General features: G+C 60.2%; 20 protein-coding genes. 9 read left to right on the forward strand and 11 right to left on the reverse strand.

All coding sequences use genetic code 11. The features are described from left to right. Window positions 1-56: 56 nt before the first annotated feature. From QZ196_RS08745 to dapB, 8 genes are all read right to left on the reverse strand, one after another. Complete coding sequence (locus tag QZ196_RS08745; RefSeq protein ID WP_296425550.1) at window positions 57-1,619, reverse strand: phosphate ABC transporter substrate-binding/OmpA family protein; 1,563 nt, start codon at window positions 1,617-1,619, stop codon at window positions 57-59. Window positions 1,620-1,748: 129 nt separating this feature from the next. After that, a complete protein-coding gene (locus QZ196_RS08750; RefSeq protein WP_296425551.1) occupies window positions 1,749-2,756 on the reverse strand; it encodes an oligopeptide/dipeptide ABC transporter ATP-binding protein in 1,008 nt (335 codons plus the stop codon). After that, a complete protein-coding gene (locus tag QZ196_RS08755) occupies window positions 2,756-3,721 on the reverse strand; it encodes an oligopeptide/dipeptide ABC transporter ATP-binding protein (protein WP_296425552.1) in 966 nt (321 codons plus the stop codon). The genes QZ196_RS08750 and QZ196_RS08755 overlap by 1 nt, the downstream gene beginning before the upstream one ends. A 2-nt stretch (window positions 3,722-3,723) precedes the next feature. Next, a complete protein-coding gene (locus tag QZ196_RS08760; RefSeq protein WP_296425553.1) occupies window positions 3,724-4,650 on the reverse strand; it encodes an ABC transporter permease subunit in 927 nt (308 codons plus the stop codon). Between the two features lie 12 nt (window positions 4,651-4,662). Further along, window positions 4,663-5,586: an oligopeptide ABC transporter permease OppB gene (gene oppB / locus QZ196_RS08765; protein WP_296425554.1), complete on the reverse strand. Its 924-nt coding sequence runs from the start codon at window positions 5,584-5,586 to the stop codon at window positions 4,663-4,665. Between the two features lie 89 nt (window positions 5,587-5,675). Beyond that, window positions 5,676-7,310 carry a peptide ABC transporter substrate-binding protein gene (locus QZ196_RS08770; RefSeq protein ID WP_296425555.1) on the reverse strand — a complete coding sequence of 545 codons (1,635 nt, stop codon included), beginning with the start codon at window positions 7,308-7,310 and terminating at the stop codon, window positions 5,676-5,678. Between the two features lie 210 nt (window positions 7,311-7,520). After that, window positions 7,521-7,877, reverse strand: coding sequence for a dihydrodipicolinate reductase (locus QZ196_RS08775; protein ID WP_296425556.1), 357 nt, complete (start codon window positions 7,875-7,877; stop codon window positions 7,521-7,523). A 70-nt stretch (window positions 7,878-7,947) separates the two neighbouring features. Further along, a complete protein-coding gene (dapB, locus tag QZ196_RS08780) occupies window positions 7,948-8,757 on the reverse strand; it encodes a 4-hydroxy-tetrahydrodipicolinate reductase (protein ID WP_296425558.1) in 810 nt (269 codons plus the stop codon). 98 nt (window positions 8,758-8,855) lie between these two features. On the opposite strand from dapB, the gene rbfA reads away from it, so the two are divergent. Together rbfA and QZ196_RS08790 are read left to right on the forward strand one after the other, a co-directional pair. Next, window positions 8,856-9,251: a 30S ribosome-binding factor RbfA gene (gene rbfA / locus QZ196_RS08785; RefSeq protein WP_296425559.1), complete on the forward strand. Its 396-nt coding sequence runs from the start codon at window positions 8,856-8,858 to the stop codon at window positions 9,249-9,251. Next, window positions 9,251-9,967 carry a phosphodiester glycosidase family protein gene (locus tag QZ196_RS08790; protein ID WP_296425561.1) on the forward strand — a complete coding sequence of 239 codons (717 nt, stop codon included), beginning with the start codon at window positions 9,251-9,253 and terminating at the stop codon, window positions 9,965-9,967. Before rbfA ends, QZ196_RS08790 begins: the two co-directional genes overlap by 1 nt. 24 nt (window positions 9,968-9,991) lie before the next feature. Here QZ196_RS08790 and QZ196_RS08795 read toward each other — a convergent pair whose 3' ends face one another. Further along, complete coding sequence (locus QZ196_RS08795; protein WP_296425563.1) at window positions 9,992-10,393, reverse strand: NUDIX hydrolase; 402 nt, start codon at window positions 10,391-10,393, stop codon at window positions 9,992-9,994. Then, window positions 10,393-11,031: an SGNH/GDSL hydrolase family protein gene (locus QZ196_RS08800; RefSeq protein ID WP_296425565.1), complete on the reverse strand. Its 639-nt coding sequence runs from the start codon at window positions 11,029-11,031 to the stop codon at window positions 10,393-10,395. The genes QZ196_RS08795 and QZ196_RS08800 overlap by 1 nt, the downstream gene beginning before the upstream one ends. A gap of 107 nt (window positions 11,032-11,138) precedes the next feature. On the opposite strand from QZ196_RS08800, the gene QZ196_RS08805 reads away from it, so the two are divergent. The 4 genes from QZ196_RS08805 (at window position 11,139) to QZ196_RS08820 (ending at window position 14,159) form a co-directional block, all read left to right on the forward strand. Then, window positions 11,139-12,050, forward strand: coding sequence for a co-chaperone YbbN (locus QZ196_RS08805; protein WP_296425568.1), 912 nt, complete (start codon window positions 11,139-11,141; stop codon window positions 12,048-12,050). Window positions 12,051-12,077: 27 nt separating this feature from the next. After that, window positions 12,078-12,719 carry an LON peptidase substrate-binding domain-containing protein gene (locus QZ196_RS08810; protein WP_296425569.1) on the forward strand — a complete coding sequence of 214 codons (642 nt, stop codon included), beginning with the start codon at window positions 12,078-12,080 and terminating at the stop codon, window positions 12,717-12,719. Beyond that, window positions 12,716-12,895, forward strand: a complete 180-nt coding sequence (locus tag QZ196_RS08815; RefSeq protein ID WP_296425572.1) for a Trm112 family protein — start codon at window positions 12,716-12,718, stop codon at window positions 12,893-12,895. Before QZ196_RS08810 ends, QZ196_RS08815 begins: the two co-directional genes overlap by 4 nt. 166 nt (window positions 12,896-13,061) lie before the next feature. Next, a complete protein-coding gene (locus QZ196_RS08820; protein ID WP_296425573.1) occupies window positions 13,062-14,159 on the forward strand; it encodes a Hint domain-containing protein in 1,098 nt (365 codons plus the stop codon). Between the two features lie 11 nt (window positions 14,160-14,170). Here the strand turns inward: QZ196_RS08820 and QZ196_RS08825 are convergent, their stop codons facing one another. Beyond that, window positions 14,171-15,418, reverse strand: coding sequence for a UbiH/UbiF/VisC/COQ6 family ubiquinone biosynthesis hydroxylase (locus tag QZ196_RS08825; RefSeq protein WP_296425575.1), 1,248 nt, complete (start codon window positions 15,416-15,418; stop codon window positions 14,171-14,173). A gap of 43 nt (window positions 15,419-15,461) precedes the next feature. Here QZ196_RS08825 and QZ196_RS08830 point away from each other — a divergent pair, with 43 nt between their 5' ends. From QZ196_RS08830 to QZ196_RS08840, 3 genes are all read left to right on the forward strand, one after another. After that, complete coding sequence (locus tag QZ196_RS08830; RefSeq protein WP_296425578.1) at window positions 15,462-16,790, forward strand: amidase family protein; 1,329 nt, start codon at window positions 15,462-15,464, stop codon at window positions 16,788-16,790. A gap of 106 nt (window positions 16,791-16,896) precedes the next feature. Then, the gene (locus QZ196_RS08835) at window positions 16,897-18,075 is read left to right on the forward strand and encodes an aminotransferase class I/II-fold pyridoxal phosphate-dependent enzyme (protein ID WP_296425584.1); all 1,179 of its coding nucleotides are present in this window, start codon (window positions 16,897-16,899) and stop codon (window positions 18,073-18,075) included. Between the two features lie 11 nt (window positions 18,076-18,086). After that, window positions 18,087-20,083: DNA translocase FtsK 4TM domain-containing protein (locus QZ196_RS08840; RefSeq protein ID WP_296425580.1), on the forward strand; the 1,997-nt coding region annotated here is incomplete at its 3' end.

The raw sequence follows: 20,083 nt of genomic DNA on the forward strand, positions 1-20,083 counted from the left end.
GCCGCGCCGCCCCCTTGGTGGGCAACGCGGCATCATGACTCGCGGCGGTCAGCGTGCTACCGCAGCCACAGCTCTACCCGGCGGTTGCGGCGGCGGCCGTCTTCGTCGTCATTGCATGCGACCGGCGCCAGTTCGCCAAACCCAGCCGCGCGAAAACGTGTCCTGTCCATCTGCCGGGCATCGGGGTGCGACAGCACGGCGCGCAATGTTGTGTCCGCACGGCTGCTGGACAGCGCACCGTTCAACTCGAACGCTCCGACGTCATCGCTGTAGCCTACGAAAACCACCTCGCGGGCGGCATTTTCGGGGCGTTTGAGGTATTCAACAACGCGTACAATGTCGCGCTGCGCCTTGTTGTCCAAAACGGCCGAACCAATTTCAAACCGGAATGTTGTGGAAAGCCGCTCTGCGTTCGACAAGGTCGACACCATTTCGCTCAGGTATGACAGCGCGGCAGGTTCGTCTATGAATTCCTGCGCATTCAGATCCATCGTGGTTTGGTAATTTTCCCGCACAGACACGCCCAGATCAATGAACCCGGCTTCGCGGACCAATATGTCGGCAGAGGGCGATATGGAAAAATCGAGAAGATTTTGCGTTCTGGGTTTTGGATTGTTGTCCGTGAAAAGCCGCAGGCGGCGTTCAAGTGGATATTCTTCCGTCTTTGCCGCAAATTCGGTTGCGACCATTTTGATCCCGCAGCTTGCAATCAGGTTCACGCTTTTGGCGTCGCCCAAACTGGCAAAGCCGACATAGCCAATGCCACCAATATCCGCAACGACCTGCTGGGCCATTTGCTCGTTCCCGCCGACAACAACTGCGGTGGCGGACATGTCAACGCCTGCGGGCGCGAGAATCTGCGAGGTAAAGACGCCACGTGTGCCCGATTCCGCATCGCGGGTGTAGACCGTTATCGGCAAATCAGGTCCACCAACATCGGCCCAGTTCCGAACGCGGCCCGAAAAGATGTCGGACATTTGGCCGACTGTCAGGTCTGAAACCGGGTTGTTTGGCGATACGATTGCCAGAATACTGTCAACGGCCACGATATATTCTTGCGACAAATCCAACAGGTCCCCACGCCCCTGCTGTGCGATTGCGGCAATCTCTTCGGGGGTCACGGGGCGCGACGACATGCCGATATCGGCGGTGCCATCAATCAGCGACCGCAACCCGGTGGACGAACCCGCCGCCTGAACCTCAACCGTGAGAACCCGGTTGCCGAACCCGCCTGCGTCATAGACCTGCAGCTCTGTGCGGGTGTCGCCAAGGTCTTCTGTATTGGTGACGGTCGCATTCAGGGCCTCGGCATAGCCTTGGACCAGAAGCGGAAACAGCTTATCGCCGATGGTATCAGAGCCATGCACAATCACATCTGCGGGCTGTCGCACAATCACGGGACAGGCCGCACCCAGACATTCGACGTCGCTTTTGCTGATCCGCATGATGCCAACGGCTGTCTCGATCACAAACACGTCCGCTTCGCCCGGCAACAACACGCCTTGCATGCTGGATTGGCCATCGACCGTCCGCAGGGTCACTTGCTGTGCAAACGCCATCTGGGTGGTGTTCATCATCAATGCGCTTACTAGAAAAGCGCCGGTTAGTTTCTTGTTCACGGACCCACCAGTCATTACATATTACAACACCTACCTGTTAGGCGTTCCCGGCAAATTTATGAAGGGACAATGTCATTATTATGTTTCGACTATGGGTGCTGTCGCCAAAGGTGGCGCGAATCATCCGCGCTATCCGGTGACCGCCAAAACCTGTTGCGCGGCATGGAACGGACAGGCGACCTGATGCCCCTGCGCAATATCTTGCAGCGCGGGCCGGGTCCCTGCACATGATGGCTGGACCTTTGGACAGCGGGTGCGAAAGACACAGCCTGACGGTGGCGCCAGCGGCGATGGCAGCTCGCCCTCCAAGATCGGACGCGGGCGCGCACGTTCCAGCACCGGGTCGGGGATCGGCACCGACGCGATCAGTGCTTGACTATAGGGGTGTTCGGGCGCGGTGGTCAGGATGTCACTGGCGGCCGTTTCCATCACGCGGCCCAGATACATCACCACGATGCGGTCGCTGATATGCCGCACCACGCTAAGGTCATGCGCGATAAAGATCATCGACAGGCCCATGTCGCGCTGCAATTCCATCAAAAGGTTGACCACCTGCGCCTGCACGGACACATCCAACGCCGAAACGGGTTCGTCGCAGATGATCAATTTCGGTTTGAGGATCAGCGCACGCGCAATCCCGATCCGTTGGCATTGTCCGCCGGAAAATTCGTGCGGATAACGGTTTACCAGATTGGGCAACAAACCGACCCGCTCCATCAATGCGCGTACGCGGGACGTGACCTGTTTGCGGGGCGTCTTGGGTTCATGAGTGATCAGCGGCTCTGCGATGATTTCGCCCACGGTCATGCGTGGGTTCAGCGCCGCCAGCGGATCTTGAAAGATCATCTGCACATCGCGCCGATGCACCCGGCGCTGGCGTGCATCCATATTGGCCAGATCGGCGCCCTCAAAAAAGATGTTGCCGCCCGACGATGGCACGGTGCCGACAATCGCGCGCGCAAGCGTGGACTTGCCGGACCCGCTTTCGCCGACGACGCCCAGACATTCGCCGGGGGCCAGATCGAACGACACCTCGGATACGGCATGCAGTTTGCGCGCGGGCGTCCATGGCCAGGAACCGGGGCGGCGGACATCAAACGTGACCGACAGATCGCGCACAGACAGGATCGGGGACATCACGCGACCTCCTTGATGGGCAGATGGCAGGCCCGGCGGCGGTTGCCCCGCGTCGCAAGCACGGGGCGTTCCGCGCGGCAGTTGTCCAGCACCTGCGCGCAGCGGGGCGAAAAGGGGCAACCGGCAGGCAGGCGCGACATATCCGGCGGTTCGCCCGCAATGGTGGCCAGCGTGGCATCGGCCCGGTCAAGGCGCGGTACAGCCTTCAAAAGGCCGCTGGTATAAGGATGCACCGGGCTGGCAAAGACATCATCGGTCGGGCCTTCTTCCATGATTTGCCCGCCATACATCACCAGCGTCCGGTCGCAAAACCCCGCTACCACGCCAAGATCATGCGTGATCAAGATCACGGCGGTGCCAAAATCGCGGCGAATATCGCCCAGCACCTGCATGATCTGGGCCTGCACAGTCACATCAAGCGCGGTCGTCGGCTCGTCTGCGATCAGCAGTCTGGGTTGGCACAGCAGGGCCATCGCAATCATGATCCGCTGGCGCATGCCGCCCGAAAATTCATGCGGGAACATCGTGATCCGGGCGCGGGCGTCGGGAATGCGGACCGCGTCCAGCATCTTGGTCGCCTCGTTTATGGCCGCCGCCTTGCCCATCCCTTTGTGCAGCATCAGCACCTCGGCCATCTGGTCGCTGATCCGCATATAGGGGTTCAGGGATGTCATTGGGTCCTGAAAGATCATCGCCATTTCGCGGGCTCGGATTTGGTTCAGGTCACGGTTGCTCATGGTTAGCAGGTCTTTGCCATCAAACCGCGCCGCCCCCGCCGCCCGCCCGTTCTTGGCCAAAAGCCCCATCATGGCAAAGGCGGTCTGGCTTTTGCCCGACCCGCTTTCACCGACGATGGCCAGCGTCTCGCCTTGGTTGATGTCAAAGCTGACACCGTTGACGGCGTTCACATCACCGTCTGCGGTGCTGAATGTGACACGCAGGTTGTCGATTTCCAAAAGAGGCATGTTCAGCGGTCCTTGGGGTCAAGCGCATCACGCAAACCGTCGCCAACGAAGAACAAGGCAAAGATCGTCATGACAAAGAAAAAGAGAGGAAAGAAAAGCTGCCATAAAACGCCATTGCCCATGTTGCGCGCGCCTTCCCCGATCAGCGCGCCAAGCGATGTGTCCGGCTCTTGCACGCCAAGGCCAAGATAACTGATGAAGCTTTCGAAAATGATCATGTTGGGGATCAGCAGCGTCGCATAGACAATCACGATCCCCAGCAGGTTCGGCACGATATGGCGCAGGATAATCTTGGCCGGATGCACGCCAATCGCATGGGCGGCTTCGACAAATTCCTTGTTCTTGATGGTCATCGTCTGCCCGCGCGCGATCCGGGCCATATCCAGCCACGAAATCAGACCGATTCCCAGAAACAGCATAAAGATAGAGCGGCCAAAGATGACCAGCATCAAGATCAGCACGAACATGAATGGAATCGACATCAAGATATCGACGATCCGCATCATCGCGCCATCAATCCGGCCACCAAAGTATCCCGCCGTCGCGCCATAAAGCGTGCCCACCGTGACCGCGACCAATGCCCCAACGGCCCCGACCATCAGCGATATGCCGGTCCCCTGAACCGTGCGTGCATAAAGGTCGCGACCGTCCGCGTCCGTGCCGAAATAATGCCCGGTCTCAAACGATGGCACGCCCAGATAGGCGTATCGCCCGGTCAGGCTGAAATCAATAAAGTCGCGCTCATGTGTCGTCAGGTACGATCCGAAAACCGCGAATGCGCCAATCAGGATCAGCAGGACCAATGAAACGACCGCAGCCTTATTGCGCGAAAACCGCGTCCGGGCATCAGCCCAAAGCGACCTGCCGCGTAACTCGGCCATGTCCATGGCCGCCGCGACGGATTCAACTGTTGATGGATTTGGCAACATGGCCTTGGTTCCCTAATACCTGATCTTCGGGTCGATCCACGCGTACAGGATATCGACCGCAAGGTTGAACAGGATTGTCAGGGTGCCCACCAGAATGGTGATCCCCATGATAACGGAATAGTCCCGGTTAAACGCCGAATTCACAAAAAACTGCCCGATCCCGCCGGTCGAAAAGATCACGTCGATCACGACGGACCCGGTGATCATCCCCACAAACGCAGGTCCCAGATATGACAGCACCGGCAGCATCGCGGGCTTCATCGCGTGGTGCCAGATGACCCGGCGCATCGGCAGCCCCTTGGCCTGTGCCGTGCGGATGAAATTGGTGTTCAGCACCTCCAGCATGGACGACCGGGTGATCCGCGCAATCGACGCCATATAGGACGTAGAAAGCGCCAAGACCGGCATGATCAGATATTCCCACTGACCGCCGTTCCAGCCGCCACCGGGCAGCCACCCCAGCCACAGCGTGAACACCAGCAGCAGAATTGGCGCCATCACAAAATTCGGCAGCACCTGTGCGCCGATCGAGATGCCGACGGCCAGATAATCCAGCCAGGTGTTCTGCTTGATCGCGGCAGCAACCCCCAGCGACACACCGACGGTCACAGCCACGACAAATGACCAGAAGCCATAGGTCAGCGTGACGGGAAAACCTTGGGCAATGACGTCGTTGACGGTGCGGTCCTTGTACTGAAATGACGGGCCGAAATCGAATTGGGTCACGACCCCGACGACATAGTTGACGATTTGCTTCCAGAACGGCTGATCCAGCCCGTATTTCGCCTCGATATTGCGCAGCACTTCGGGCGGCAGGGGGCGTTCGGAATTGAACGGGCCGCCCGGTGCCGCGTACATCAACACAAATGACAAGACGACCAGTATCAATAGGGTCGGGATGGCCACGGCAAGGCGGCGGGCAACAAAGATGAACATATGTCAGGGATCCACAAGTTTCTGGAATTGTGAAGAAAAAAGCGCCGCGCCCACCCCAATCGGGCGGCGCGGCTGATCACGTTGCGTGATTATTTGGCGATTTTGTACAGATCGCGCGAGTACCAGTTTTGCTGGAAGTTCTCGAACGGCCAGCCTTCCAGATTTTCGGCAAACATCTTGACCGACGCATAGTGGTAGATCGGCATGATCGGCGTATCGACGGCGATAATCTGCTCGACCGCAGTATAATCCGCCTGCGGATTGTCCGCCGTCTTGGCATCCGCCAGCAGGGCATCGACTTCTGGATTGACGTATTTACTGTCGTTGTAGCCGCTTGCGGACTGCATCAGATCAAGGAACGTCGATGCCTCGTTATAGTCGGCACACCAGCCGCCACGAGCCACGTCGAAATCTCCGTTGCTGCGCGCCTCAAGAAAGGTCTGCCATTCTTGGTTTGCCAGCGTGGTTTCAACGCCCAATGTCTGCTTCCACATCTGGCTGATCGCCACGGCGACAGATTTGTGGGCTTCGTCAGTGTTATAGACCAGATCAATGGTCAGCGGGTTATCAGCGCCATAACCGGCCTGCGCCAGCAGGTCCTTGGCCATTTCATTGCGCGCGGCCTGCGTCATGGATGCCATCGGAATATCCGGCGTTTCAAAGCCCGCAGTCGCCCAATGCGTGAAGGTGTAGGCCGACTTTTGACCACCTGCCAGCACGTTTTCCGTGATGATATCACGGTCAATGGCAAGGCTCAGCGCTTTGCGCACGTCGGGATCTTTCAGCTCTTCGGGGCCATTGTCGCGCAGGTTGAACATGTAATAATAGGAACATGCATAGGGCACCGACATCGCCTGCGCGGGATATTCAGCAGACAGGCGCGGGAATTGTCCGGCGGGTACGTCGGTCCGGTCCAGCTCTCCGGCCAGATACCGCGTCAGAGCCACGTTTTCATCGTTGATTACCAGCGATGTGACCTTTTCGATGATGGTGTTTTCATTGTCCCAATACATCGGGTTGCGTTCACGCACCAATTTTTCCTGCGGGACATGCTGGGTCAGGACATAGGCGCCGTTGGACACCATATTGCCCGGCTTGGTCCAGTCGCTGCCAAACGCATCGACGGTCGCCTGATGGACAGGGAACGTGGTGTAATGGGTCAGCATCTGCGTAAAATACGGCAGCGGCTGGCTCAGCCGGACTTCCAGCGTGGTGTCATCAGTCGCAGAAATGCCCAGTGCCGATGGCTCCATATCGCCTGCAATCACCGCAGATGCGTTTTCGACGGACATCAATTCGATGAACCACGAATAGGGCGATGCAAGAGCGGGCGATGCGGCGCGCTTCCAGGCGTATTCAAAATCGCCGGCGGTGACCGGATCACCGTTCGACCATTTCGCATTATCGCGCAGGGTGAACGTATAGACCAGATTGTCACCGCTCACCACATATCCGGTGGCGACGCCCGGCTCCAGGTTGCCGGCGGCATCTTGGTTGAACAGGCCCTCGAACAGGTCGCGAACGATATCGCCGCCCGCGCTGTCTTCGGCCATGCCCGGATCAATCGACGGGCTTTCGTCAAGATCGCGGTAGGTGAATGTCTGATCCGAGGCGAGCGTTTCGCCCGTGACGGGGTGGGTGGCATGGCCATCCGCATAGACCGCGCCAGTGGTGGCGATCATAATTGCGGCGCTGGTTGCCAGCAGCCTTGTTTTCAATGTCATGAAAATCTCCCTGTTTTATGCACCGTTGGTCGGCGCAAGTTACGGTTGTGTCACGCGCTTTTTGCGCTGATGACGACATCCTTTGGTGAGACGGTGGAAATGGCAAGCGTAATCACCGCGTAACCCTACGGCAGGTCGCGGCAGCGTGTGCATCACACGAAAGCCGCCCTGCCGTGGCTGTCATCACTTCGGTGTGGTGATCATGGTGGGCTAGCGGATGCGGAAGGACGCGGAATTGCCAGCACCCCGGTCAACGGTAAACCGTATCCGGTCGTCGCCCCGCACCTCGACCAATTGACAATTATAACCCAAAGGATCACCGCCCCATATCAGATCACGGCAAAAATACCCGTCCTGCCAGACCCAGTTGCCCGTGATCTCCCAGCCGATCGCCGCGCCTTTGATCTGGCCATTTTCCAGCACGTTCAGCGTGATCCCGTAAAACCCGTGCCGCAGTTCTTTGCCGTTCAGCAATGACACGAACGTATCCTGATCGACTACGGGGATATAGCTTTCGGCAAAGGCAGGCGTGGCGGCAAGGCCAAGCAGCAGGGCAAGACGTTTCATAAGACACCTCTTTATCGCGCATGTGCCATTATTACGAAACAGGTCGCCGTTTGGTTCACTTTGGCGGCGGTCAAAGGCCCAGAACGTCGACCATGTCATATTCACCGGGCGATTTGTCCTGCCCCCACAAGGCAGCTTTCAGCGCGCCGCGCGCGAAAATCGCGCGGTCTGTGGCGATGTGGCGCAGCACGATCCGTTCGCCCGCTGCGGCAAACATCACGTCATGTTCCCCGACAATATCGCCGCCACGGATGGCGCTGAACCCGATATCGCCACGCTTGCGCGCGCCGGTGATCCCGTCACGCCCGCTGTCGCTGACATCGGCCAGCACGACGCCACGCCCCTCGGCGGCAGCTTCGCCCAGCATCAGCGCGGTGCCCGATGGCGCATCGACCTTTTGATTGTGGTGCGCCTCGATGATTTCGATGTCGAAATCCGCATCCAATGCGGCGGCAACCTTTTTGGTCAGTTGCACCAGCAGGTTCACACCCAGCGACATATTGCCCGCCCGCACGATCACCGCATGATGTGACGCGGCATTGATCGCCTTCAGGTCCGTGTCGGATAATCCGGTCGTGCCGATCACATGAACGGCGCGGGCCTGCGCGGCAAGGCCTGCAAAACCAACGGTCGCGGCGGGGGCGGTGAAATCAATCACCGCCTGCGCCTTGGCAAAGACCTCAAGCGCATCGTCCGTGACCATGACACCGACAGCGGTGCCCCCCATCGCCGTTCCGATATCCTGCCCGACCCAATCATGACCGGCCCGTTCCAGCACGCCCACAAGGCGGCATTTGTCCGAGGCCAGCACCGATTTGATCAGCATCTGACCCATTTTCCCCGATCCGCCGGTAATCACGATGCCTGGAGTGTTGGTCATGGGGTCTGTCCTTGTCTGTTTGTCCCGTCTTAGCGCCGGTTTGCCCGTAGCGCAAAGCCTTGCTTGGCATTGCCCGCGACAACGCTTAAATGGGGGATATGGCAAAGAACACAAATCGCGAAGGCAAGGCCCCAACGCAGCGCATGCTGCGGGTGGGCGAGCAAATCCGCCGGACCCTGTCCGAAATTCTGCAACGTGGTGACGTGCATGACCCCGATCTGGGGCGCATGTCCATCACCGTGGGCGAAGTGCGCATGTCGCCCGACCTTCGGGTCGCGACGGCGTTCATCCTGCCGCTGGGGGGGCATGGCAAGCAAGAGGCGCTTGCCGCATTGCGCCGCAACCGCCACGAAGTGCGGCATCTGGTGGTCAAAGGCGGCACCCAGAAGTTTGCACCCGAACTGCGGTTCGAAATCGACGGCACCTTTGACCAGATGGACGCCACCCGCGCCCTGCTGGCCGAGGATCATGTACGACAGGATCTTGACGACTGATGCGATGGCTGGTCGTTGCCTTCATCTGGCTTGCATCGCCGCTGCCGGCCGTGACCTGCGACAACGTCGATTACCTTGAACGTCGCTATACCACCTGCACCGTCGATGCCGCCCACGAGGCGCTGCGTCTGTTTCATAGCGACCGGAATGGCGCCGTGCTGGGCAGTTTCAGCGCGATTGATGCGACGCTGGAGACCGGAAATCTGGTCTTTGCGATGAACGCGGGGATGTATCACCCGGACCGTGCGCCGGTTGGATACTATCTGGAAAACGGCGTTCAAAAGATGCGCGTCGTGCCAAATGCCGGGCCGGGGAACTTTGGCCTGCTGCCCAACGGTGTGTTCTGCGTGACTGACAAAAACGCCCGCGTCTACGAGACATTGCAGTTCGTCGCAGCAAAACCACGCTGCCGGGATGCGACGCAATCGGGTCCGATGCTGGTGATCGGGGGGCAACTGCACCCGCGGTTCTTGCCGGGCAGCACGTCGCGCTTTATCCGCAATGGAGTCGGGACGACGGCGGACGGCAAGACCGCCGTTTTCGTGATCTCGAATAACCCGGTGTCATTCCATGAATTCGGCAGCTTTTTCCGCGACTATCTGCAGTTGCCCGATGCGTTGTATTTTGACGGCAAAGTATCGCGCCTTTATGCGCCTGCGCTGCGCCGGTCGGATCTGGGGTTTCAATTGGGGCCGATTGTCGGCGTGGTCGAATAACGGGCAGGTGGGTTAAAACCCACCTTACGACATGGCAAACGCGATCACTGACTGGACATTGGCGCTGGTTTCCAGCGTCGGGACCGTTGCGACAGGGAACCAGCGCGCATCGCTGACATCATCGGCGGCTTGCGGTGTTCCGCGTTGGTAGTGGCACAGAACCGCGGCCAGCAAAAAGTGAAATCGCAGCGCGCCGGCATCATCATGTATGATGATGTCAAGGTTCGTCAGATACCGCATGGGTGTTGCAACCACCGATGTCTCCTCGGCCAGTTCGCGTGCGGCGGCGGCAAGGGCCGTTTCGCCCGGCTCTACATGGCCACCGGGAAACCCCCACAGCCCCGCATCAGGGTCTTTCTTGCGGCGCACCAACAGGACCTGACCGTCGTGAATGACCACCGCAAGGGCCGCAAGTCTGGGCCGCATCACAGCACTGCCATTCTGGCCGCGACCGCCTGTCCAAGGGCCCGGTGGCTGTCAGCCGTAAAATGAACGCCGTCGCTGGGGCAGGGCGCAATATGCGCGCCCGCATCAAGAAACGCGACACCCCAATGCGCCGCCAAAGCCCGGTAAAGCGCGGGCAGGGCTTGTGATTTGGCTGCCGCCCCGAAAAACACATCCGAAATCGGCCCCTGTTCGATGACCGCTGGCGGGCAGATCAGCATCACGTCAAACCCGCCGTGCCGGATTTGGTAAAGGTCGGATTTCGCAATCGCCAACAGCCCGGCAACCCCCGCCACGATTCCGTCGGGGGTCAGGCCAAAGTGGGTTTTCAGGTCGTTCGTGCCCAGCATGATCGTCAGCAGGTCAATCGGTCCGTGGCTTTCCAGTGCCATCGCCAGACCTGTCTGGCCATTCATATGCGCCCCCATCACCGGATCGGGATGCGCGGTCGTGCGTCCGGGCAGCCCTTCCTCGACCAAGGTCCAGTCCGCGCCCATGGCCGCACGTGCCACCGTCGGCCACCGGCTGTCGGGGCCAAATCGAAAATACGGCCCGCGTGCCACGATGGGCGGGGTGCCATGGGTGTTGCTATCGCCGAAGGTGAGCAGTGTTTTTGTCATTTTCGCACGCTATGCACCCTTTGCGGGATCGTAAAGTGCCATTGCCCCTTGGACTTGGTCCGCGTTACCCACATATATGGGCCAAACCGCGACTGAGGAGACAGAACATGCTCGAACTGAATGCGACCCCGAAAGCAGGCGACGACCTGATCAAAGACGGCACCGACGGCACCTTTGGACCCGATGTGATCGAAGCGTCGCAGACCGTCCCGGTGATTGTTGATTTCTGGGCGAAATGGTGTGGTCCCTGCAAAACGCTTGGCCCCGCGATCGAGGCGGCGGTGACCAAGGCGGGTGGCCGGGTCAAGCTGGTCAAGATCGACGTTGATGCCAACCAGATTTACGCGGGCCAACTACAGGTGCAGTCGATCCCCACCGTCTATGCGTTTTACAAAGGGCAGCCCGTGGATGGGTTCCAAGGCGCGCTGCCGCCATCGGAAATCAATGCATTTGTTGAAAAGATCGCCGCCCTCGCTGGCGACCCCGAGGCCGAAGGTCTGACCGCCGCGATTGAGGCCGCAAATCAGATGCTGGCCGAAGGTGCCGCCAGCGATGCGGCTGAAACATTTGCCGCCATCCTGCAAGAAGAACCCAACAACGCCGCCGCTTATGCGGGTTTGGTGCGGTCTTATCTGGCGCTGGACGATGTCGATCAGGCCGAGGCGATCCTGAACGGTGCCCCCGCCGAGATTTCGACAGACCCCCTGCTCGAGGCGGTACATGCCCAGATCACCCTGCTCCGCGAGGCCGCAAATGCAGGTCCCGTTGCCGAATTGCAGGCCACCGTTGATGCCGAACCCGATAACCATCAGGCGCGTTTCGATCTGTCGGTCGCACTGCACGCCAACGGCAAGGTCGAAGAGGCGGTGAACGAACTGCTGGAACTGTTCCGCCGTGACCGGGAATGGAATGATGGTGCCGCCAAAACCCAGCTTTTCAAGATTTTCGATGCCCGCGATGCCAAGGACCCGATTGTTCTGAACGGGCGCCGCAAACTATCGTCGATGATATTTGCCTGACCTCAACTTCGGCCTAGATTGCAGCTTATGATATCAAAAACTGACCTGCCCGACACCATCCCGGTGTTCCCTCTGCCCGGTGCGCTGCTTTTGCCGCGCTCCCGGCTGCCGTTGCACCTGTTCGAACCGCGCTATCTGGCGATGCTGGACGATGTGCTGAAAACGTCGTCGCGGCTGATCGGGATGGTGCAGCCCTATGATGCCCCCGGCGCTGCGGGCAAGCTGCACAGCATCGGCTGCGCGGGCAAGGTCACCGCGTTTTCCGAAACCGAAGACGGGCGGTATATGATCACCATGTCCGGTGCGTCCCGGTTCCGTATCGTGCAAGAAGTGGAAGGGTTCACGCCCTACCGGCGCTGCAAGGTCAACTGGCAAGGTTTCGAGCGTGATCTGGGACCGGTCGAAAAAGACCCCGGCTTTGATCGTCCGAAATTCATGGATTCGCTTGGCCGGTTTTTGGTCGATCAGGGCCTTTCGACTGACTGGGAAAGCCTGGGCGATGCCGAGGACGAGCTGCTGATCAACTCCCTGTCGATGCTTTGCCCGTTCGAACCCGAAGACAAACAGGCCCTGCTCGAGGCACCGTCGCTGTCGACCCGCCGCGAAACCCTGTTGACGCTGATTGAATACGCCCTGCGCGGCGGCAATAGCGAAGAGACCATGCAATGACCGAAACCACCTTTGACCCCAAGATGCTCGAGGCGCTGGTCTGTCCCGTGACGCAGGCGACCCTGACCTACGACGCCGACAAACACGAACTGGTATCAAAATCCGCACATCTGGCCTTCCCGATCCGCAACGGCATCCCCGTGATGCTGGTCGATGAAGCGCGCAAGCTGGACTAGCCGCGGCGGGATCAACGTCCTGCGCGTTCATGGCAGCGGCCCGACCAAGCGCACCACTTGGCTGGCCGACAAAGTCCTGTAGAAAAGCTTTGGCCTTCGTCGTATGCTTCGCAGCGAAGGACCGTAATACTTTCCAAGGCTCCAATACTCAAAGGGCAATACCATAATGCCAGTCGAAACGATTTATACTCTTGCTGAGTCCAATATCTCAATTTCTGGTGGCGGCCAATTGTCAGGCATCACTCAGGGTGATGGATCGCATCTGGATGGATTGACCATTACGCTGAACAACAACGATTGGACCGCCGTCAATGTCTTTGACAGCGATGCCAATTTTCAGGACAGCGACAATTCGCAGACACTTGAAGGAGCCCAAGTATATGACGGCGTATCTTATGCGGCTGGTTTGCGGGTCGAAGCAGAGTATTCGCTGACCCTCGAAGACCCGGATGGCAACACATATACTGTTCTGGCATTCAACATCAACGAACCGGGCGTGACCTCTTACGCCACGGTCGAGGGTCTGGCATTTATCGGCGGTGTCGGAGGGTTCCCACCAATCGGCGTACCGTTGACCGTCGTAGCTTCGAGCGAGGGACCGTCAAACCCCTTTGTGGATCTTGCATCGCCGCCCTGTTTTACCCGCGGCACCAAAATCGAGACATCTTGCGGCCTGCGTCCCGTTGAGGAATTATCTTTGGGCGATTTGGTCAAGACACGATCAAATGGCTATCAAACCGTCCGGTGGATTGGATCGCAGAAATATTCGCAGATTGCGTTTCGGGCCAATCCTAAATTGATGCCCGTCCGCATTGTCGCTGGCGCGCTTGGCCACGGCCTGCCCAAGCGCGATTTGCTTGTCTCGCGCCAGCATCGTCTGATGGCATCTTCTCGTATCGTCGAACGAATGTTCAAAGTAAGAGATGTGTTGATACCCGCACATAAAATGACCGCACTTCCAGGCATATACTTGGACGACAGCATGGCAGAGGTGGAGTTTTTTCACTTCTTGTTCGATGATCACCAGATCGTTTATGCCGAAGGCGCACCAACCGAAAGTCTCTACACCGGACCGGAGGCAATGAAGGCCATTTCGACCGAAGCCCGCGATGAAATTTTCACCTTGTTTCCTCAGCTGAAGAATATGACCTATGCACATGCCCCCGCCTTGCCGATTGCCGCTGGCAAAAAGCTGACATTGTTGGTGGCCCGCCACCTCAAACACGACAAGCCGGTTCTCGAAACGTACAAGACTGCTCTATAGATATCTGCGACCTACTCCCGCATCAGCTTGGGCAGATCACCCGTCAGGCCTGCCGCCTCTCGGATAAAGTTGCGGCGCAGGCCAGGGGCTGCGTTGATCAGGCCCATCCCGATGTCGCGTGCCGCGCGCAGCAGCGGGTTGTCGTTGGAAAACAGCCGATTAAACGTATCCGTCGCAATCGCCAGCGTTGCCGTGTCAAACCGGCGCCATTGCTGATAGCGCGCCAGCGTCTGTGCCGTGCCGATGTCTTCGCCGCGTGCGCGCGCGTCGCCGAACACCTCGGCCAGGGCCGCCACATCGCGCAGCCCCGCATTCAACCCCTGTCCCGCAATCGGATGTACCCCATGCGCGGCATCCCCGATCAGCGCGATGCGATCGGCGATCAGGCTATTGGCCAGCGTCAGCCCCAGCGGATAGGCGAACCGCGCGCCGGTCAGGCTGATCTGCCCCAGAAAACTGCCGAATGCCGGGCGCAGCGCATCCAGAAAATCGGCGTCATTCATGGCCATCAGGGCGGTAGCGCGGGTTTCATCCTCGCTCCAGACAATCGAACTGCGGTTGCCCGTCAGCGGCAAGATCGCCAGCGGCCCGCCGGGCATAAAGAACTGATGTGCAATCCCGCCATGCGGCTTTTCATGCGCCACAGCACAGACCACCGCCGTTTGCCCATAGCCCCAGCCGGTGCGTTTGATCCCCGCACGTGCCGCTGTGCCGCTTTGCCGTCCGTCCGATCCGACCAGAACCTGCCCGGTGATCGCCGCGCCAGAGGCCAGTGTGACCGCCACGCGCGGTCCATGCATGTCCTGCGCCACAACGGTTTCACCTGCCAGCTGCGTGATCCGGTTGTCCGCCGCCATCGCGTCCAGAAAGGCGCGGCGCAGGTGCCGGTCTTCCACCAGATAGCCCATCGGCCCTTCTTCGATCTCGGCATGATCGAAATGCATCATCCACGGGCCGGGGCCTTCGCCCGCACGTCCGTCGGTCACCTTGATTTCCAGCATCGGCTGGGCGTCTTTCTTGATCGCGTCCCATATCCCGATCCCGCGCAACAGCCGGGTCGACGCCAGCGCCAGCGCATAACTGCGCCCGTCAAAGTCGGGCCTTTTGCGCTGGTCCACCGGCAAGCTGTCGATGATCGTGACCGCAAATCCCGCCTGTGCGGCAGCAAGGGCAAGAGCGGGTCCATTCAGGCCACCGCCAACGATGATGATATCCGTATCCATATGTCGCAATATGCCGCCCCATGCGGGATTGTCCATGCGCTGCTTGGCCGCTACCGTCGCGCAAAACAGGAGAATGACGATGCAAGACTGGCGATGGATGACTGCGGCGGATCTGGGACGTGCGATTGCCGCAGGTACAATCGACCCTATTGCCCTGACAAACGTGTATCTGGATGCGATCGACGCCCACCAGTACCGTGACCGGATCTATGCCCGCGTCACCCATGCCCGCGCCATGGCCGAGGCCACAGCCGCCGCCGCGCGGGCCAAATCAGGCATGCGGCGCGGCCCGCTGGATGGCGTGCCGGTGTCATGGAAAGACCTGTTCGACACCGCAGGCATCGGCACCGAGGCCGGAACCGCCCTGATGGCAGGCCGCGTGCCTGATCGCGACGCCGCCGTGCTGGAAACCGCAACCGCAGGCGGCTTGGTCTGCCTTGGCAAGACCCATATGTCCGAAATCGCCTTTTCCGGGCTGGGCCTGAACCCGATCACCGCGACACCCCCCTGCATCCACGACCCAGACGCCGTGCCGGGTGGGTCATCGTCGGGGGCTGCCGCGTCGGTTGCGTTCGGGCTGGCTGCGGCTGGTATCGGGTCTGACACCGGCGGATCGGTGCGTATCCCGTCAGCGTGGAACGATCTTGTCGGTTTGAAAACCACCCATGGGCGGCTGTCGTTGGACGGCACTGTGCCGCTGTGCATGACGTTCGACACCGTCGGCCCGCTGTGCCGATCTGTCGAAGACGCCAACCTGCTGCTGGCCGTTCTCGAAGGGGGCAAGGCCGCTGATCTTGGCGGCAGTACCCTGAACGGGGTCCGGCTGATGGTGCTGGATACCATCGTGCCCGACGACGTCCGCGATGCCCCCCGTGCCGGGTTCCAGAGCGCGGTCGCGCGTCTGCAAGACGCCGGTGCCACCATCGAACACCGCTATTTCGCGCAGCTTTTTGATGCGTTCAACGTGGCAGGGAACCTTTACGCCGCCGACAGCTACGGCTGGTGGCGCGATCTCGTCGAGGCGCATCCGGAAAAAATGTTCCCGCAAATCCTTGAGCGCGTGCGCGGCGGGCAGACGGTCAGCGGGCCGGACTATGTGGCGGGCTGGAACACGCTGCGCGACATCCGCAAACAATATGCCGCAGAAACCGCCCAATTTGATGCCGTGATCATGCCGACCGCGCCAATTCTGCCGCCGAACGCCGAACGGCTGCTGACCGATGACGCCTACTACAAGGCCGAAAACCTGCTCGCTCTGCGCAACACACGGGTGGCGAACCTGCTCGACGTTGCCGCGATCACGCTGCCTACGGGCGTGCCGTCCTGCGGGATCATGTTCAACGGGCGCCACGGCGGCGAGGCGGCGCTGCTGCGCCTGTGTGCTGCGGCAGAACGGGCGCTGGCCTAAAAGCCACAATATCGCAGTCTTGCGCGCCTTATTGTGGACAGGACCCGCCCGCTCGCGCTAGTTTAGTACAAAGCGGGGCGAAATGATCCCGCAAAATGAGGCAGTTATGGTATTCCCCGAGCGGTTTTCGAACCTACCGGTTGCGACTTGGCCACGTTTGCGCGCGTTACTTGACGTGCCCACACAGGCTGACGAAGTGATCAATATGACGATTGGCGAGCCGCGCCATGCGTTCCCTGCTTTTGTGGGTGACATCCTTGCGGCCAACCTGCAAGGCTTTGCAAAATATCCTGATAACAACGGCTTGCCTGATCTTTTGGCGGCGATTGGCGGGTTTCTGCATCGACGCTACGACCTGAAAATCGCACCCGATCAGATCCTTGCCCTGAACGGCACCCGCGAGGGGCTGTATAACGCCGCCATGGCGCTGTCGGCGGAAACCAAGCACGGCAAACCGCCGGTGATCCTGACGCCGAACCCTTTCTATCAGGTCTACGCCGTTGCCGCGCTTTCTGTCGGGGCCGACCCGGTTTACGTGCCTGCGACCCAAGCGACCGGACATTTGCCCGATTTTCACGCAGTGCCGGACGATATCCTTGATCGCACGACAATCGCCTATGTCTGCTCGCCCGCGAACCCGCAGGGTGCTGTGGCCGATGCCGCCTATTGGCGCGCCCTGATCACGCTGGCCGAAAAGCATGATTTCATCATCTTCGCCGATGAATGCTATTCCGAGATTTACCGCGACACGCCGCCGCCCGGCGCGCTGCAAATCGCCACCGAAATGGGCGCCCACCCAGAACGTGTCGTGATCTTTCATTCGTTGTCCAAACGTTCGAACTTGCCGGGTCTGCGGTCGGGCTTTTGCGCGGGTGGGCCGCAATCCATCGCCCGGATCAGGGCCTTGCGCGCCTATGCCGGGGCGCCGCTGCCCGAACCCCTGCAGGCGGTCGCGGCGGCGGTATGGAACGACGAAGCGCATGTGGTCGAAAACCGCGCGCTGTATCACCGCAAATACGGCATGGCCGATGATATTCTGGGCCATGTGCCCGGCTACCAGTCGCCACAGGCGGGGTTCTTTTTGTGGCTGCCTGTCGCCGACGGCGAACCGGCAGCGGTGAAACTGTGGCAAGAGACAGGCGTGCGGGTTCTGCCCGGTGCCTATCTCAGCCGCGATGTGGCCGGTGAAAACCCCGGCAAAGGTTTTATTCGGGTCGCCATGGTGGCCCCAACGCAAGAAATGCAGCGCGGTCTGACCCTGATCCGCGACTGCTTGTATGGTTGAGGAACGATCAGATGGCATCTTACCAGACACGTCAGCGCGATCCGCTTTTGGACAGCACCACCCAAGCCGCGATTGAAAAACGCAGCAAGGAACTGTTGGGTCTGGCATTGGCCTTCGTGGGTCTTGTGATTGCCGCCATGGTGGGCAGCTACACGCCCGACGATCCCAGCTGGATTTCGGCCACCGATGCGCCGGTACAAAACTGGCTGGGCCATTTCGGTGCCTCTGTTGCGGCACCGCTGATGATGATCGTGGGGCTTGGCATCTGGACGCTACCGCTGGTTCTGGTGGGCTGGGGCGCACGGTTCGTGACCCATCGCGGGGCAGAGCATGCGCTGGGCCGGGTCATCTTTGCGCCTATCGCCGTTGCCGTGGCCTCGGTCTATGCGGCGACGCTGACACCGGGCGCGGATTGGCCTGCGAATTTTGGTCTGGGCGGCCTGTTCGGGGATACTGTTCTGGGGGTGATCCTGACGATCATACCTTTCGGAACCATCCTTGGCGTCAAATTGTTTTCGCTGCTGTCGGGCATTGCCGTTTTGGCGCTGCTGGCATTCGTTCTGGGCTTTACCCGGCCCGAAGTGCGGGCGTTCGCCCGGTTTGTGCTGCTTGGTACGGTGATGCTTTATACGCTGATCCTGCGGGTGCTGGACGGTGGTGCTGCGCTGTCGGTGCAGGCGGCGCAGGGCGTGACAAATACGCTGCAAGACCGGCGCGCAATGGCTAGTCAGGCCCGTGCGGCGCGCGCGTCCGATATCGTGCCGGACGATGACCGTGGCCCGATGCCAGACTTCAAGTCCCGTGGTGCCGCTGTCGTGCGCGCAAACGCGACGATGCCGTCGGTCCAGCCGCCGATGGGCAGCCGCATGATGCCACCAGCCCCGCCGCTGTCCGCACCGCTGCGCGCGCCAGAACCCAAAAGCACCGGTCTGCTGGCAGGTCTGCTCAAGCGTGGCGACCCGATGCCGGAACCGGAACTGGTGACCCCCACGCCGCTTGACTATGCCGATCAGCCCGCCGGTGATCCCGACCGGGTCAGCGCACGTATCGCGGACGCGATCAAGAACCGCAAAATCCCGCCCGCGCCTATCGGTATCCGCATCGAACCCGCGCTGACGGCGGGACGCGGGCCAAAGCCGCTGGCATTTCAGCCGGTCGATGATATGGCCGCCGACCTTGACACAGTCCTGGAAGAGCCGGACGCGGTCACCCCGCATATTGATGAGCCCGCACCCCGGATGGCGGCCCCCGCCGTGCCTGCCCCAGAGCCACGCAAGGTCGTGCAGCACATTCTCAAACGTGCGCCGCAGCCATCCCGGCAAGCCCGGGCCGAGGCACAGCCCGATCTGGTGTTTGATGAAAAATACGCCGACTACACCCGTCCGCCGCTCAACCTGCTGACCAGCCCTGTCGAAATCCAGCGCCACCACCTCAGCGATGAGGCGCTCGAAGAAAATGCCCGCATGTTGGAAAGCGTGCTGGACGACTACGGCGTCAAAGGTGAAATTGTCGCCGTGCGCCCCGGACCCGTCGTGACCATGTACGAACTTGAACCCGCGCCGGGTTTGAAAGCGTCGCGCGTCATCGGCCTGTCCGATGATATCGCCCGGTCCATGTCGGCGTTGTCGGCGCGTGTGTCCACCGTGCCGGGCCGGTCCGTGATCGGCATTGAATTGCCAAATGAAAACCGCGAAAAAGTTGTCCTGCGCGAAATCCTGTCGCACCGCGATTTCGGCGATGGCAACCACAAGCTGCCGCTGGCGCTTGGCAAGGACATCGGGGGCGAGCCGATCATCGCCAACCTTGCCAAAATGCCCCACCTGTTGATTGCGGGTACGACCGGCTCGGGCAAATCCGTGGCCATCAACACGATGATCCTGTCGCTGCTTTACAAACTGACGCCCGAAGAATGCCGGATGATCATGATCGACCCCAAGATGCTGGAACTGTCGGTCTACGACGGCATCCCGCACCTGCTGTCCCCCGTTGTGACCGACCCGAAAAAGGC

This window comes from Yoonia sp. (genome assembly GCF_017854565.1).
Taxonomy (GTDB): Bacteria; Pseudomonadota; Alphaproteobacteria; order Rhodobacterales; family Rhodobacteraceae; genus Yoonia.